At 64.9% G+C, this 15,575-nt stretch carries 16 protein-coding genes; 9 read left to right on the top strand and 7 right to left on the bottom strand.

Going from position 1 to position 15,575, the window contains the following annotated elements; all coding sequences use genetic code 11:
- Positions 1-19: 19 nt before the first annotated feature.
- Entirely contained in the window at positions 20-1,138 is a 1,119-nt protein-coding gene (locus CH262_RS01020) for a citrate synthase 2 (RefSeq protein WP_094716693.1), read from the bottom strand.
- 134 nt (positions 1,139-1,272) lie between these two features.
- On the opposite strand from CH262_RS01020, the gene pdxH reads away from it, so the two are divergent.
- The 5 genes from pdxH (at position 1,273) to CH262_RS00995 (ending at position 6,468) form a co-directional block, all read left to right on the top strand.
- Positions 1,273-1,890, top strand: coding sequence for a pyridoxamine 5'-phosphate oxidase (pdxH, locus tag CH262_RS01015; protein WP_141214505.1), 618 nt, complete (start codon positions 1,273-1,275; stop codon positions 1,888-1,890).
- 5 nt (positions 1,891-1,895) lie between these two features.
- Positions 1,896-3,218, top strand: a complete 1,323-nt coding sequence (locus CH262_RS01010; RefSeq protein ID WP_179274885.1) for an MFS transporter — start codon at positions 1,896-1,898, stop codon at positions 3,216-3,218.
- Positions 3,202-4,131, top strand: coding sequence for an aldose 1-epimerase family protein (locus tag CH262_RS01005; protein WP_094716717.1), 930 nt, complete (start codon positions 3,202-3,204; stop codon positions 4,129-4,131). Before CH262_RS01010 ends, CH262_RS01005 begins: the two co-directional genes overlap by 17 nt.
- Complete coding sequence (locus CH262_RS01000; RefSeq protein ID WP_094716691.1) at positions 4,128-5,099, top strand: carbohydrate kinase family protein; 972 nt, start codon at positions 4,128-4,130, stop codon at positions 5,097-5,099. The genes CH262_RS01005 and CH262_RS01000 overlap by 4 nt, the downstream gene beginning before the upstream one ends.
- 70 nt (positions 5,100-5,169) lie before the next feature.
- Positions 5,170-6,468 (top strand): citrate synthase, encoded by a 1,299-nt coding sequence (locus CH262_RS00995; protein ID WP_027495925.1) that lies wholly within the window; start codon positions 5,170-5,172, stop codon positions 6,466-6,468.
- Positions 6,469-6,817: 349 nt separating this feature from the next.
- Here CH262_RS00995 and CH262_RS00990 read toward each other — a convergent pair whose 3' ends face one another.
- A complete protein-coding gene (locus tag CH262_RS00990; protein WP_094716690.1) occupies positions 6,818-7,618 on the bottom strand; it encodes a carbon-nitrogen hydrolase family protein in 801 nt (266 codons plus the stop codon).
- A 46-nt stretch (positions 7,619-7,664) separates the two neighbouring features.
- Here CH262_RS00990 and CH262_RS00985 point away from each other — a divergent pair, with 46 nt between their 5' ends.
- Positions 7,665-8,306, top strand: coding sequence for a GntR family transcriptional regulator (locus CH262_RS00985; protein WP_032365894.1), 642 nt, complete (start codon positions 7,665-7,667; stop codon positions 8,304-8,306).
- Here the strand turns inward: CH262_RS00985 and CH262_RS00980 are convergent.
- Complete coding sequence (locus CH262_RS00980; protein WP_027495930.1) at positions 8,278-9,627, bottom strand: MFS transporter; 1,350 nt, start codon at positions 9,625-9,627, stop codon at positions 8,278-8,280. The two genes, CH262_RS00985 and CH262_RS00980, sit on opposite strands and share 29 nt — an antisense overlap.
- 130 nt (positions 9,628-9,757) lie before the next feature.
- Here CH262_RS00980 and CH262_RS00975 point away from each other — a divergent pair, with 130 nt between their 5' ends.
- Positions 9,758-10,432 (top strand): DUF2848 domain-containing protein, encoded by a 675-nt coding sequence (locus tag CH262_RS00975; protein ID WP_094666158.1) that lies wholly within the window; start codon positions 9,758-9,760, stop codon positions 10,430-10,432.
- A gap of 84 nt (positions 10,433-10,516) precedes the next feature.
- The gene (locus CH262_RS00970) at positions 10,517-10,876 is read left to right on the top strand and encodes an FKBP-type peptidyl-prolyl cis-trans isomerase (protein WP_027495932.1); all 360 of its coding nucleotides are present in this window, start codon (positions 10,517-10,519) and stop codon (positions 10,874-10,876) included.
- An 11-nt stretch (positions 10,877-10,887) separates the two neighbouring features.
- On the opposite strand, the gene CH262_RS00965 is transcribed toward CH262_RS00970, so the two are convergent.
- Genes CH262_RS00965 through CH262_RS00955 form a run of 3 tightly spaced genes read right to left on the bottom strand, consistent with a single transcriptional unit; the run spans position 10,888 to position 13,130 of the window.
- Positions 10,888-12,189, bottom strand: coding sequence for a sensor histidine kinase (locus CH262_RS00965; protein ID WP_027495933.1), 1,302 nt, complete (start codon positions 12,187-12,189; stop codon positions 10,888-10,890).
- On the bottom strand, positions 12,186-12,914 hold the full coding sequence (locus CH262_RS00960) for a response regulator transcription factor (protein ID WP_094644462.1): 729 nt from the start codon (positions 12,912-12,914) through the stop codon (positions 12,186-12,188). The genes CH262_RS00965 and CH262_RS00960 overlap by 4 nt, the downstream gene beginning before the upstream one ends.
- Positions 12,915-12,923: 9 nt before the next feature.
- Positions 12,924-13,130, bottom strand: a complete 207-nt coding sequence (locus CH262_RS00955) for a hypothetical protein (RefSeq protein ID WP_032365896.1) — start codon at positions 13,128-13,130, stop codon at positions 12,924-12,926.
- Positions 13,131-13,281: 151 nt separating this feature from the next.
- On the opposite strand from CH262_RS00955, the gene CH262_RS00950 reads away from it, so the two are divergent.
- Complete coding sequence (locus CH262_RS00950) at positions 13,282-14,610, top strand: cryptochrome/photolyase family protein (RefSeq protein WP_094716689.1); 1,329 nt, start codon at positions 13,282-13,284, stop codon at positions 14,608-14,610.
- 6 nt (positions 14,611-14,616) lie between these two features.
- On the opposite strand, the gene CH262_RS00945 is transcribed toward CH262_RS00950, so the two are convergent.
- The gene (locus CH262_RS00945) at positions 14,617-15,519 is read right to left on the bottom strand and encodes a DMT family transporter (RefSeq protein WP_094716688.1); all 903 of its coding nucleotides are present in this window, start codon (positions 15,517-15,519) and stop codon (positions 14,617-14,619) included.
- Positions 15,520-15,575 lie beyond the last annotated feature (56 nt).

Genomic DNA, 15,575 nt, shown 5'->3' with positions numbered 1-15,575 from the left:
GGTGTCATGACACCGTCGACTACCGGATCAGCTCCCAGCCGTCGACGGAGTCGGGGGTGCGCGGTTCGGGGCCGGTGTAAAGGGCTGCCGGGCGCACCAACTTGCCCAGGCGTTTCTGCTCGAGAATGTGAGCGCACCAGCCGGCGGTGCGTCCGCAGGTGAACATCGCGGGCATCATGTGCGCGGGTACCTCGGCGAAGTCGAGGATCACGGCGGCCCAGAACTCGACGTTGGTCTCGATCGCACGATCGGGGCGGCGTTCGCGCAGTTCCGTCAACGCGGCCTGTTCGAGCGCGGCGGCAACCTCGTAGCGCGGAGCGTTCAGTCTCTTGGCGGTGGCGCGCAGAACACGAGCGCGAGGGTCCTCGGCGCGGTAGACGCGGTGCCCGAAGCCCATGAGCTTTTCCTTGCGGTCGAGGATCCCGGTGATCAGCGCGCGGGCGTCGCCGGTCTTCTCGACTTCTTCGATCATGGGCAGTACGCGGGCCGGGGCGCCGCCGTGCAGTGGGCCGGACATCGCGCCGATGGCTCCGGAGAGGCATGCTGCGACGTCTGCTCCGGTGGAGGCGATGACGCGGGCGGTGAACGTCGATGCATTCATGCCGTGTTCGGCGGCCGACACCCAGTAGGCGTCGATGGCGGCGACGTGGGCGGGGTCGGGCTCGCCCTTCCAGCGGACCATGAAGCGCTCGGTCACGGTGGCCGCCTGATCGATGCGGCTCTGGGGCACAGCGGGCTGGTAGATCCCGCGAGCGGACTGCGCGACGTAGGACAGCGCCATCACCGAGGCGCGGGCCAGGTTGTCGCGGGCGGTGCTGTCGTCGATGTCGAGTACCGGCTGATACCCCCAGATCGGAGCGAGCATCGCCAGGCCTGCTTGGACGTCGACGCGGACGTCGCCGGTGTGGATGGGCAGGGGGAACGGTTCGGCCGGTGGCAGACCGCGGCCGAATTCGCCGTCGACCAACAGTGCCCACACGTCGCCGAAGGTGACGCCCTGTGCAACGAGTTCTTCGATGTCGACTCCGCGGTAACGCAGTGCGCCGCCGTCCTTGTCGGGTTCGGCGATGTCGGAGGTGAAGGCGACCACACCTTCGAGACCGGGAACGAAACCTTCGGGAACGTGTTGAACAGCCATGGTCTGTGGACTCCCTCGTCGCGACTGCGCCCGGCTCTGCGCCGCATCCGGGCGTGCTTGCGGAAACCATAGCGAGCTTTTACGCGGGAGTAGCGTCTGGGTTCGTGTCTGCAGACGAACAGCGCCTGGCCACCATGCGAGTGGACTACGGCGAGCCCAAGGATCTCGACGTCGACGCCCTGAGCGACGGCTGGTTGCCACTGGCCCGGCAGTGGCTCTCGGACGCCGTTGCGGCGAATCTGCCCGAGCCCAACGCGATCGTGCTCGGGACGGTCGACGCTGCCGGTAGGCCCGCGACCCGCACCGTCCTGTGCAAGGACCTCGACGCCGAGGGCGTGGTGTTCTACACCAACTACGACTCGGACAAGGGCCGCGCACTGGCGTCGACGCCGTACGCGTCCATCACCTTTCCGTGGATCGGCATCGCCCGTCAGCTCACCGTCCGCGGACCGGTCACCAGAGTCGACCGCGACACCACCGAGGCGTACTGGCGGACGCGACCGCGCGGCTCGCAGCTGGGCGCATGGGCGTCGGAGCAATCGCGAACCGTCGTGTCTCGCGACGCCCTCGCCGCGCAACTGGCCGAGGTCACCGCGACGTTCGACGGACGCGAGGTGCCGGTACCGCCGAACTGGGGCGGCATCCGCGTCGAACCGGAGGTCGTCGAATTCTGGCAGGGTCGAACCAGCCGGATGCACAACAGAATTCGAGTGATGCCGGCGAGCGGTGTGATCGAGCGACTGCAACCGTGAGCGGGCTGCGCGGCATCCTGGCCGACACGACCCCGCTGAAGACTCCCGCATATCGCCGCCTGTGGCTGGCGAACATCGTCACCGTCATCGGCGCGCAGCTCTCGATCGTCGCTGTGCCGCAACAGGTTTATCAGATCACCCTGAGCTCGGCCTACGTCGGCTTGACGGGCGTGTTCGCTCTGGTGCCCCTCATCGTGTTCGGGCTGTGGGGCGGGGCCCTGGCCGACGTGATGGACCGCCGAACCTTGCTGATGATCACCACGTTCGGCCTGATCGGAACGTCGGCACTGTTCTGGTTGCAGGCGTTCCTGCAACTGAACAACGTGTGGATCGTGTTGGTGCTGTTGGCAGTTCAGCAGGCCTTCTTCGCCGTCAATCAGCCGACCCGCAGTGCGATACTGCCGCGAATCCTGCCCGCGGGGCAGTTGCCCGCCGCGAACTCTCTGAACATGACGGTGATGAACTTCGGTGCCATCGCCGGTCCGCTCAGTGCAGGCATCCTCATCTACTACATCGGACTGGAGACGCTCTACCTGATCGACACCATCGCACTGTTCGCCACGCTGTGGGCGGTGATCAGGCTGCCGGGCATTCCGCCGGCCAAGTCCGGTCAACGCGCCGGATTACGTTCGGTGTTCGAGGGTTTCGCGTATCTCGCGACCCAGAAGGTGCTGCTGGCGTCGTTCGTCGTCGACATCATCGCCATGGTGTTCGGGATGCCACGGGCGCTGTTCCCGCAGATCGCCCACGACAGTTTCGGGGACCCGGCCTCGGGTGGGCCCGTGCTCGGCATGCTGTTCGCGGCGATGTCCGCGGGAGCGGTGCTCGGTGGAGTGTTCTCCGGTTGGCTACCGCGCGTGCAGCGTCAAGGACTTGCGGTGTTGCTCTGCATCGTCGTCTGGGGCGTGGCGATGATCGGATTCGGGCTCGCCGTCGGTGCGGCGACCGACGGAGCGACGACGGTTGCCCTGTGGTTCGCACTGGCGTTTCTGGCGCTCGGTGGTGGTGCCGACATGATCTCGGCGGCGTTCCGCAGCACGATGCTGCAGACGGTGGCGACCGACGAGATGCGCGGCCGACTGCAAGGTGTCTTCATCGTCGTCGTCGCGGGAGGGCCCCGGATCGGCGATGTTCTGCACGGCGCGGCAGCGGCCTCGGTGGGGACGGCCGCGGCCGCCGCAGGAGGTGGTGTGCTGGTGGTCATCGGTGTCTCGATCGCAGCCCTCGCGCTACCGGCATTCATTCGCTACCGGGTCGGCGCAATCGTCGGTAGCAAGACGGTGGACGACACCGTCGTGGACAATGGCTCGCATGGCTCCCACAGCTGAGGCGCAGACGTATTCGTTGACGAGCGGCAAGTATCGCGCCGACGTCGCTGCTGTCGGAGCGGGCCTGCGGGTCCTCGAGTACGACGGCTCACCGCTCACCGAAACGTGGGAGGCGGGCACCAAGCCGCCGCTGTCGGCGGGACTGGTGTTGGCCCCGTGGCCCAATCGAACGGCCGACGGAACGTTCACGTTCGAAGGCGTCGAACATCGGTTGGAGATCACCGAACCGGCCCGCAACAACGCGAGCCACGGTTTCGTCCGACGGGTGGAGTGGACTCTCGACGAGCACACCGAGTCTCGCGTCGAGCAGAGCGTGGACATCGGCACGCACGAGGGTTGGCCGTTCTCGTTGCGATTGACGGTGTCACACGAGCTGTCCGACGACGGTCTGACGGTGACCGCGTCGGTGACGAACACGGGCGAATCGGCTGCGCCGTACGGAATGGGATTCCATACCTACGTGCGTGTGGGGGAGGTACCCCTCGACGAATGCACGCTCGAACTGTCCGCGGGTACGCGGCTGCCGCTCGATCCGGTACGCAATCTGCCCGTAGGGCTTTCGGTGCCGACGGCCGATACCGAGTACGACTTTCGGCAGCCTCGGAACCTCGAGGGCGTGCAGCTCGACACTCCGTTCAGTGCCTCGGTGCTGGACGTAGACGGACGCGCGAAGCACACACTGCGTGGTCCCGACGGCACCGCGACGGTGTTGTGGACCGACAGCAACTTCGGGTGGGTGCAGGTGTTCACCGCCGATCCCGCCAACGATCAGGCGTACCCGGATCGGGGACGCGCGTTGGCGATCGAACCGATGACCTGCCCGCCCGACGCGTTGAATTCCGAGATCGATCTGATCGTGCTCGACCCGGGGCAAACCTGGTCCGGCAGCTGGGGAATGGAGTACGAGAAGTGACGATTCTGGTGTGCGGCGAAGCATTGGTGGATCTGGTGCCGGTGCACGAGGGGCCGCTGCTCTCACCGAAACTCGGCGGCGGGCCGTTCAACGTCGCCATCTCGATCGGCCGGTTGGGATCGCCGGTTGCCTATCTCTCCCGCATCTCCCGCGACTCGTTCGGCGAGCAGATCCTGGCGAGTCTGCGCGATGCCGGTGTCGACATCTCGTGGGTGCAGCGCGGTGACGAGCCGACGACGTTGGCGATGACGACCCTCGCCGAGGACGGCAGCGCCGAGTACTCGTTCTACGCCGATGGCACGGCCGATCGACTCGTCGCCGATCCCGGTGATCTGCCCGACGAGATCAGCGTTCTGTCCTTCGGCACGTTGTCGTTGCTGTACGAGCCCGGCGCGTCGGTGTACGCCGAACTGCTGCATCGAGCTCGGGCCGCGGGCAAGCTGACGATGCTCGACCCCAATATTCGTCCGGCCGCCATCGACAGCACCAGCGGCGACATCACCGCCGACGGATTCCGCGATCGCTTTCGCTCGTGGTTGCCGAGCATCGACATTCTCAAAGTGTCCGAGGACGACTCGCACTGGCTGGGGCTGGGCACCCAGGGCACCACCGTCGACGACTGGCTCGCCGCCGGGGTGACCGCGGTGGTGATGACCCGCGGCGGAGACGGAATCTCGGTGTTCACCGCGTCCGGGGAGACGACGGCCACGGGAGTGACAGCAGCCGAGGAGGTGTCGGTACCGGGCGTTGCCGTCGACGTCGTCGACACGATCGGCGCTGGTGACACCGTGCACGGCGCACTGTTGAGCTACCTGGAAAGAGAGACCATTATCACATCGAAAGCGGTACAGGAGATGACCGGGGAGGATTGGCGGCAAGCTCTTTCGTTCGCTGCCACGGCAGCCGCGATCACGGTTTCACGACCCGGTGCCGACCCTCCCTGGGCGTCCGAGGCACCGAGAGACTAGTTTCACTAGCGACGTTAGAACTGTCCGTTTTAAGTACGTGTCCGTTACACGAGTTCGAGAGGGACCATTCGTGCCCGCTGAGAATGATGCCAAAGCCACCCTCACCTACCCCGGTGGCGAATATTCCATGTCGATTGCCGAGGCCAGTGAAGGCAACAACGGTATCGAGCTGGGAAAGCTGCTGGCGACCACCGGCTACACGACGCTGGACGGCGGGTTCGTCAACACCGCGTCCACCAAGTCGGCCATCACGTACATCGACGGTGACGCGGGGATCCTGCGCTACCGCGGTTACCCGATCGAACAGCTTGCGGGCAAGTCGTCGTTCATCGAGGTCAGCTACCTGTTGATCTACGGGGAGCTGCCGTCCGAGGACGAGCTCGAGACGTTCACCGACCGCATCCGTCGCCACACGTTGCTGCACGAGGACCTCAAGCGTTTCTTCGACGGCTTCCCGCGCAACGCCCACCCGATGCCGGTGCTGTCGAGCGCGGTCAACGCGCTGTCGGCGTACTACCAGGATTCGCTCGAGCCCAACGATCCCGAGCAGGTCGAGCTCTCCACCATCCGTCTGCTGGCCAAGCTGCCGACCATCGCGGCATACGCCTACAAGAAGTCGGTCGGTCAGCCGTTCCTGTACCCGGACAACTCGAAGAGCCTGGTCGAGAACTTCCTGCGCATGACGTTCGGCTTCCCCGCCGAGCCGTACGAGGTCGATCCCGAGATCGTCAAAGCACTCGACATGCTGCTCATCCTGCACGCCGACCACGAGCAGAACTGCTCCACGTCGACGGTCCGCCTCGTCGGATCCTCGCAGGCCAACCTCTTCACCTCGATCTCCGGCGGCATCAACGCGCTGTGGGGCCCGCTGCACGGCGGTGCCAACCAGGCCGTGCTCGAGATGCTCGACAAGATCAAGGCCGAAGGCGGCGACGCCACCGACTTCCTGCGTCGAGTGAAGAACAAGGAAGACGGCGTCAAGCTCATGGGCTTCGGACACCGGGTGTACAAGAACTTCGATCCGCGCGCGACGCTGGTCAAGGAAACCGCTCACACGATCCTGGGCAAGCTGGGCAACGGCGACGAACTGCTCGAGATCGCCCTCAAGCTCGAAGAGACCGCACTCACCGACGACTACTTCGTCGAGCGCAAGCTGTACCCCAACGTCGACTTCTACACCGGCCTGATCTACCGCGCGATGGGCTTCCCGCCGCGCATGTTCACGGTGTTGTTCGCGATGGGCCGTCTCCCGGGCTGGATCGCGCATTGGCGCGAGCAGAACGAGGACACCACGGGCAAGATCGGCCGTCCGCGTCAGATCTACACCGGCTACACCGAGCGCGACTACCAGGACGTCAGCTCCCGCTAGTTCTTGCTGAACGACGACGCCGCCGGCTCCCCTCGGAGCCGGCGGCGTTGTCGTTTACGGCGAGTTCGAGGTTGTGGACGTAATGTGGCCGGAATCTATCCCCAACTTCGAGTTCGCGCGCCGAGTTCGCAGTTACGCAGGTGATATGGCCACTCTTGGCTGCATAACTGCGATCTCGCTGCGTGAGGGCCGAGTGCGCGCGTCGAGTTCGCAGTTACGCAGGTGATATGGCCACTTTCGGCTGCATAACTGCGATCTTGCTGCGTGAGGGCCGAGTGCGCGCGTCCAGTTCGAGGTTATGGACGGATTTGGGCCACAATCCGTCCATAACTTCGAGTTCGCGGCGCGCTCAGGCGTCGAAGTGCTTGCGGTTCTTCAGTACTGGCAGGTTTTTGCGCACGGCGTCGACCAGCTCGGTATGGATGTCGATCGTCAGCATTCCGGGTGTCGCGTCGAGTTGGCCGAGGATCTCGCCGGTGGGGGAGCAGACGATGCTGTGGCCGACGCCCAGCGGGGCATTGCCTTCGGCGGCAGCAGGTTCGGCTTGATCGCAGGCCGCGATGAACGTTGTCGAGTCCAGGGCGCGTGCGCGGGCGAGCAGGGTCCACTGCTCCACTTTGCCGTCGCCCGATCCCCAGGACGCCGGAACCACGACGAGTTCGGCACCGAGGTCCCCGAGTTTCTGGAACAGGGCAGGGAAGCGAATGTCGTAGCAGGTCGCGAAGCCGACGCGGACTCCCGCGATGTCGAGCACGAGCGGGTCGGATCCCGGTGCGACGGTGTCGGATTCGGCGAATCCGAACGCGTCGAACAGGTGGATCTTGTCGTAGCTCGCATCGACGCCCGGGCCGGTGACGAGCAGTGTGTTGGTCACCCTGTCGTCGGGCGCAGGAGTGAACATTCCGGCGACGACGGTGATGCCGGCGTCGGACGCGATCCGACGAACGGTCTGTGCCCATTCGCCGTCGAGTGGCTGTGCGAACTTTCGGATGGGTCCGCCGAAGCAGCGCATCATCGCCTCCGGGAACACGACGAGGTCCGAGCCTGCGTGCGCCGCGGCGCGGGTGTGGGTCTCGATGAGTTCGAGGTTCTCGGTGGGATTTTCGCCACTGGTGATCTGGGCCAGGCTGATGCGGATAGTCGAGCTCACGGTGTGACTCCTGGTTTCGTCGGGGGAAGACAGGTATACATATCGTATGCAACCACTGTCGGGGAGGGACAAGGCGTACCAGTTCGTCCGTGATCAGGTGTTGTCGTCACCGGCCGCCACCGGCACTTTTCTGAACGAACAGGAACTTGCGACTCGAATCGGCGTATCGCGCACGCCGGTCCGTGAGGCGTTGCTGATGCTGCAGTCCGAGGGTCTGGTCGAGATGGTGCCCAAGCGCGGTGCTCATGTGCCGGCGATGTCCGGACGGCAGATCGCCGAATTGATGGATCTGCGAGGCGTTCTGGAACGGCACGCGGCGTCGCGGGCGCTGCGTGCCGGTGACGCTCCGATCGCGGCGATGCAGCATGCGTTGCATCAGCAGGAGCTGCTGATGAATTCCGACAGCACCGACGCTCCCAAGGAATTCATCGACTGGGACGGGACGTTCCATCAGAGTTTGATCGATTCGGCGGGCAGTGATCTGCTCTCGCGCACGTATGCCGGTTTGCGGGCGCGTCAGCTCCGAGTGGGCTTGAGTGCGTTGTTCACCGCCGCCAACCGGCAACACCGAGTGTGCGCCGAGCACCAGGCCATCATCGACGCACTGAGTGCCGGCGACGAGGGCCTGGTGCACGAGAAGATCGACGCTCACCTCGAGGTCACGCTTCAGACTCTGTTGCGCGCGTAGCATTTTCGTGCTGCTGGCCCAGCAGCACGTAGTGCTCGTCCTCGGTGGGGTCCGGGTTGCGTCCGAGGGCGAGGCCGACGAGTGTCACGGCGCCGACAACGACGATGTACCCGGCGATCGGCACCCAGCTGTCCGTCTTGTCCAACAGGTAGACGAAGATCAGCGGAGCCATCGCACCACCGAAGACACCGGCGATCGTGTACGCCAACGAGCTGCCGGTCGAGCGCAATCGAACGCTGAACTGCTCGGTGACGAATGCTGCCTGTGGCCCGTACATGAACGAGTGGAACGCCAGGCCCACCACCACACCCAGGATCAGCAGCGGTAGCGATCCTCCGCCGATGACGAGGAAGAAGATCGCACTCCACGCGACACCGCCCACGGCTGCGACGCCGTAGACGAGGCGTCGGTTGATGCGGTCGGACACTGCTCCGGCGAGCGGGATCAGGCCGAGTTGGCATGCCGACCCGATCAGAATGGCGGTCAGTACCTCACTGCGCTCGAAGCCCAACTTCTGTGTGCCGTAGGTGATCGAGAAGACGGTGAACAGTGCGTAGATGACGTCCGGCGCGACACGAGACATGATGCCTGCCACCAGGGGTCGCAGTTCGGTCTTGAACACTTCGCTGATCGGTGCCTCGGAACGTTCGCCGCTTTCCTGCAGCGCCTTGAACACCGGGGTGTCCTCGAGCTTCAACCGGATCCACAGACCGAATCCGACGAGTACCGCGGAGAACAGGAACGCCACGCGCCATCCCCAGGACTCGAACTGCTGGTCGGTCAATGTCAGCGTCAGAACGGCAAGTGCACCGTTGGCGAGCAGGTTGCCCGCGGGTGGTCCGATCTGTGCTGCGGAAGACCAGAATCCGCGTTTGCGGGGATCGCCGTATTCGCTCGACAGGAGAACGGCTCCGCCCCATTCGCCGCCGACGGCAACGCCCTGACAGAAGCGCATCGTGACGAGAATGATCGGTGCCGCGATGCCGATGGAGTCGTATCCGGGGATCAGACCGATGGCGAAGGTCGTGACGCCGATCAACATCAGGGTGATGACGAGGAGCTGTTTTCGTCCGATGACGTCGCCGAGCCGGCCGAAGACGAACCCTCCGACCGGACGGGCGACGTACCCGACCGCGTATGTCGAGAAAGCCAGCAGAGTCCCGGTCAGTGGGTCGCTGTCCGGGAAGAAGACCAGCGGAAACACCAGAGCTGCGGCGGCCGAGTAGACCGCGAAGTCGTACCACTCCAATGCCGTTCCGGTGAGGCTGGCCGCAAAGGCCTTGGCCAGGCCTTTTCTATCTACCGAAACAGGTTCGGTCATGACGACTCCTTCGTGTGCCTGGGATCACTCTATCCGTTGTACGTGCTCCATACTTGCTGTATACAAGACGTATGCGCAAGCCTTTGTGCGCATCGGAAACAGAAAATTTACGAGGAGAGGGTCCTTACTGATGCTCACATTCACGCTGCCCGACGGCACCTCCGAATCGGTCGAGGTGAACGCGTTGCTCAACGCCGGGTACGCCGGACGCAACCAGGAGGAGGTGGCGTCGCACATCGCGGAGCTGGCCGAACTGGGCGTTCCGGCTCCGACGGTGACCCCGGCGCTGTATCCCATTTCGCCGTACCTGGCGCAGCAGACGGACGCCGTTGCCGTCCAGCACGGCCGTACGTCGGGCGAGGCCGAGTGGGCGCTGGTGATCCTGGGCGACACGATCGACGACGTGCTGCTGACGGTCGCCTGCGATCACACCGACCGTGACCTGGAGGTGCACAGTGTCGCGTGGAGCAAGAACGCGGCTCCCGATGTGCTCGGCACCGGCGCGTGGCGTCTGTCGGAGGTCGCCGATCGGCTGGACGAGATCACCTTGACCGCGTGGGCGGACGGCGTCGCAATTCAGACCGGAACACTCGGTGATCTTCTCGCTCCGCACTACTGGCTCGACGTGCTCGCCGACCGTGGACTGTTCACCCGTGGAACCGTGTTGATCTCCGGCACCATCTCGATGCACCCCGGTGTGAACCAGTTCGCCGACACCTGGAAGGTCGAGATGGCCGACCCCGCAACCGGCAATACGCTGACCTGCGAATACAAGACGATGTTGATGCCAGCTCCGATCGGCTGACCGTGACGACGTAAAATCGGTGCCGACCATGCCCAGAACACCGCAGTCGGCGTCGGCGGGCCGGCACAACCGCAGGAGACTTCAGTGACGAAGCCAGTGATCGAATTTCAAGCCGGACCGGCACCGTTGGATCTGGTGACGGTCGACCTCGTCGAAGGTGACGGCGCAGAGGCAGTACCGGGCGGAAACGTAGAGGTGCACTACGTCGGCGTCGAGTTCGACACCGGCGAGGAGTTCGACTCGTCCTGGAACCGCGGCGAGTCCATCCAGTTCCCGCTCCGAGGCCTCATTCAGGGCTGGCAGGACGGCATCCCCGGGATGAAGGTCGGCGGACGCCGCCAGCTCACCATCCCGCCGGAGCTCGCATACGGCCCCGCCGGCGCAGGTCACCGTCTGTCCGGCAAGACGCTCGTCTTCGTCATCGATCTGCTCGACGTCAAGTAGCAGATCTCTCGTCAGCGGTCCTGTAGCTCGAGCACCAATCGGGCACCCCCGAGGGGGCTGTCTGCCAGATATGCGCGGCCACCGTGCAATTCGGCCTGCTGGGCCACCAGCGCGAGACCGAGGCCGGAGCCGCCCTTCGCGGCTCCGGCTCCACGCTCGAAGCGTCCGAACACCGACTCGCGTTCGTCCACCGGAACGCCGGATCCGTTGTCGTCGATCAGGATTCGGACCAGCGCGTCCGCGCGCTCGACGCGAATGACGACGGTGCTCGCCCCGCCGTGCCGGACGGCGTTGCCGATCGCGTTGTCCACCGCGAGTCGAACTCCGGTGGGGAGTGCGCGAATCGTGATCTCGCACTCCGGTTCCGACTCCACCCGAACGTCCAGACCCGGGTGCTGACGCTGCGCATCCTGCGCGGCGACGTCGCAGATGTCGATGATGTCGGTCTCGACCCGGTCGCCCTCGCTGGACAATTCACCCGACGCCAATCGTTCGAGCGCGGTCAGGGTCGTCTCGACTCGGCCCTGAGTGCGCTCGAGGTCGGTCAGAATTTCCTGTTGCTGCGCGCGCTCGAGATCGAGGGTGCGCAACACTTCGATGTCGGTACGCATCGCAGTCAACGGGGTGCGCAACTCGTGGGCCGACACGGCCGCAAAATCGCGCGCCGTGTCCAGGGCGGCATTGGTGCGTTCCTGTGCCTCGTTCAGTCGAGTGAGCATGCCCCCGATCGCGACCGCGAGCTCGTCGGCCTCGGTGACTCCGGTTCGGGTCTGCGGCGCCGACGGAGGCTGAGCGCTGACCTGCCGTGTCAGCGTCACCAGCGGTCTGACAGCACGTCCTCCGAACAGCCAACCCAGGCCCGTCGACACGGCGACCGCCGCCAGCCCCAGCAGGATCACCTGTCTCTGTTGCTCGTCGGTCACCTGCTGCGCCTCGATGGCCGGGACACCGATGGAGATGGACACGGACGAGACCACGGTCGAGGTCGCGGTGTAGACCCGAAACCGCTGACCGTCCACATCCACTGTCTGAGAACCGGTGTCGAGGGCGGGCAACCGCGTAGGAGTCGAGGCGACGACGATGTCTCCGCTGCGAATGGTGACAGCGAACGCGCCGGACAGCTGATCGATGAAGGCTTCCAGCGTCGACGAGTTCGGGACCAGCACCTGCGATGCCGTCGTCAGACGCTCGTCGAGCTGGTTGACGTTGTTGCGGGAAATGGCCACCGACGTCACCACGGCCAGGGCCGCCACGACGAGGGTGGCACCGAGAGCCGTCGCCGCCGCGACCCGGGCGCGAAGTGAGAAACTCATACCGACTCCCGCACGACGAAGCCCACACCGCGGACGGTGTGCAGGATGCGCGGCGAGCCGTCGCTCTCGAGTTTGCGGCGTAGATAGCCGACGAACACGTCGACGACGTTGGTGTCGGCGACGAAGTCGTATCCCCAGACCAATTCGAGGAGTCGCTCGCGCGTCAGTACGACGCCCTTGTTGCGAGCAAGAATGGCCAGCAACTCGAACTCACGCTTCGTGAGATCGATGTCGACGCCGCCGCGGTGCACTCGGTACCCCGCGATATCGACAACCAGAGTTCCCACGGCGACAGCCGAATTGGGGATACCGGGATCGGCCGCGGGAATGACCGGACTGGTGCCGCGCCGTCGGAGCATGGCCCGGATGCGGGCCACCAGCTCGGCGAGCACGAACGGTTTGGTGAGGTAGTCGTCGGCACCGGATTCGAGACCGGCGATGCGATCGTCCACGGAGCTGCGGGCACTGAGAACACAGATCGGAATGTCGTTCCCCATGGCGCGCAACGCAGTCACGACGCTTGCGCCGTCGAGCACCGGCATGTTGATGTCCAGCACGATCGCGTCGGGCGAGGTACGCGACACCACGCCGAGCGCCTCGGCCCCGTCCGACGCCGTGATGACCGTGAAGCCGGACAGGCGTAGGCCGCGCTGCAACGACGACAACACATCGGTGTCATCGTCGACGACGAGGACGGTGGCGGGGGTGCTCGGCGATTCGGTCACCTCCCAATGCTAGGCAACCCAGCTGTCGACGGTGGTACGCCGCTCCTCGGGCGTCTTGGCAAAGAATTCTTCCAGGGCCGTGCGGCGATCGACGTCGGCGTCGAGGGTCCAGGCGAGGGCGGGTGCCTTGGCATAGAGCTGCTCGTAGTACTTCTCGAACGTGCAGGTGCTCTCGACGAGGGAGAGGGCACCGGGGAAGGGGCGGATGTTCGTCATGATGTTCTCTCCTCTGCTCGCGGCTGATCGGCGTATTTCCCAAGGTAGGGGCCGATGTTGCGGCGGCGGTGAGCATGGATTGGCGATTCTCTGAGAATCCCCGAAACAGCGATGGGGGTTGCTCGTAGCCGGGTTGGGTAAGACTGACGGCATGTCGCTCGTTTGGTTTCGCCGTGATCTCCGACTGGGGGATCTGCCCACCCTCACCGCCGCTGCCGAGTCAGGGGATCCGGTACTGGGGCTCTTCGTACTGGACGACCGATTGCTCAAGCCCTCCGGCGGTCCGCGCAAGGACTTCCTGTTCCGGTCGCTCGAGGCACTGAACGAGCAGCTCGACGGAAGACTGATGGTGGTGCACGGCGACCCCGAGTCGGTGGTGCCGAAGGTGGCGAAGGCGATCGACGCCGACGAGGTGCACATCAGCGCCGATTACGGTCCATACGGCCGGGAGCGGGACCAGCGCGTCGGTGAGAAGGTGACGCTGGTCGAGACCGGGTCGCCGTATGCCGTTGCGCCCGGACGGATCACCAAGAACGACGGTGAGCCGTACAAGGTGTTCACGCCGTACTCAAGGCAGTGGATGGAACACGGTTGGCGCGGACCGGCCGATACGTCCGCGAAAACCGTGACGTGGATCGACCCCGACGACGTGAAAGGCGCGAAGCGGGCGAAAGTTCCGAGCGAGAAGGAGACCTCCGACGCCGATGCAGGCGAGCAAGCCGCACTGGCGCAGTGGAAGGATTTTCTCGAGGACGTCTCGAAGTACGACGACGAACGCAACCGCCCCGATCTCGATTCGACGAGCCGGATGTCGGTGCATCTGAAATACGGCACCATTCATCCGCGAACCATGCTGGCCGACCTGGGCAAGCTCCGCAACGAGGGTGCGGCCGCGTATCGGAGGCAGATCTGCTGGCGAGACTTCTACGCCGACATCCTGTTTCAGCGCCCCGACAGCGCGCGGGAGAATTACGTCAAGAAGTTCGACAAGATCGAACTGGACTCGGGCAAGCACGCCGACGAGCTGTTCGACGCCTGGTGCAAGGGTGAGACCGGCTTTCCGATCGTCGATGCCGGTATGCGGCAATTGAACTCGGAGAAGTGGATGCACAACCGGGTCCGTATGATCGTCGCGTCGTTCCTCGTCAAAGACCTGCACCTGCCGTGGTGGCGAGGTGCCCGCTATTTCATGCAGCATCTCGTCGACGGCGATCTGGCCAACAATCAGCACGGCTGGCAGTGGACCGCCGGCACCGGTACCGACGCCTCGCCGTACTTTCGGGTGTTCAACCCGATCACCCAAGGTGAGAAATTCGATCCGACGGGCGATTACGTCCGGCGCTGGGTACCGGAGCTACGCGGCGAGGAGGGAAAAGCCGTGCACACGTTGAAGTTCGGCCGACCCAAGGAGTACGTGGATCCGATCGTCGACCACAAGCACGAGCGTGAGGTTGCTATCGCGCGGTTCAAGGCGCTGTAACGGCTGCTATTTCCTGCGGGACAATCCGACACCCACGAGGCAGATGACACCGCCGACGACGGCGAGAATGTGCGGTATCTCGCAGAGCAACAACCAGGCCAGAGTGATGGTGATCGGCGGTACCGCATATGTGGTGATGCCGAGCTTGCCCGCGTTCATGCGCGTCAGCGCGTAAGCCCAGGTACTGAACGCCAGCGCGGTGGGAACCAGGCCGAGGTAGAGCAATCCGCCGGTGGCTCCGGCCGAGGCGGTCGACAGGTCGTCGAGCAGAGCAGGCGCGAACGGGAGTGTGCAGACCGCGCCGATGGTGCAGGCCATCCAGGTGACCTGCAGGCCGGGGACCGTGCGCAGTACCGGCTTCTGGCTGAGTACTCCGATCGCATAGGTCACCGCGGATATCAGACACAGTGCGATGCCGAGGAAGTCGGCGTCCGTCCTGGTGGTCGAGGTGGTGGTGACGGCGGTGACGACGCCGACCATGACGGCACCGGCGAACGCGATACCGGCACCGATCACCAACCACTTCGGAAAGCCCTCGCCCAGAAGCAGACCGGCGAACAGCGCCACCAGGATAGGGCCGATCTGAATGATCATCGACGTCGTTCCGGCGTCGACACGTTGCTCGGCGGCGTTGAGGGCGACGTTGTAGACGCCGAACCAGAACACGCCGACGCTGGCGATCTGTAACCACTGCGTGCGGTTCGGCTTGACCCACTGTCTCCTGATCAACACGATCACACCGAGTGCGCACGATCCGATGAGCAGCCGGCCCAGAGCGAGTGGGCCGGCACCGAACGATTCACCGACGCCGCGGATGGCGACGAAGGCCGAGGCCCACGAGATCACCGTGACGGTGACCGCACCGAGGGCGAGCCAGTCGACGGCGGGGCGGGTGTCGAGATCTGTCATGCCGAGGACGCTATCGTGCGGGAGTGCCCTATGGCGCGCGGGTTTCGGCCATGGTT

Origin of the sequence: Rhodococcus sp. 05-2255-1e (assembly GCF_002259025.1) — a bacterium.
GTDB lineage: Bacteria > Actinomycetota > Actinomycetes > Mycobacteriales > Mycobacteriaceae > Rhodococcoides > Rhodococcoides fascians.
The sequence above is the reverse complement of the archived record's forward strand: the minus strand, read 5'-3'. Positions and strand labels throughout refer to the sequence as shown.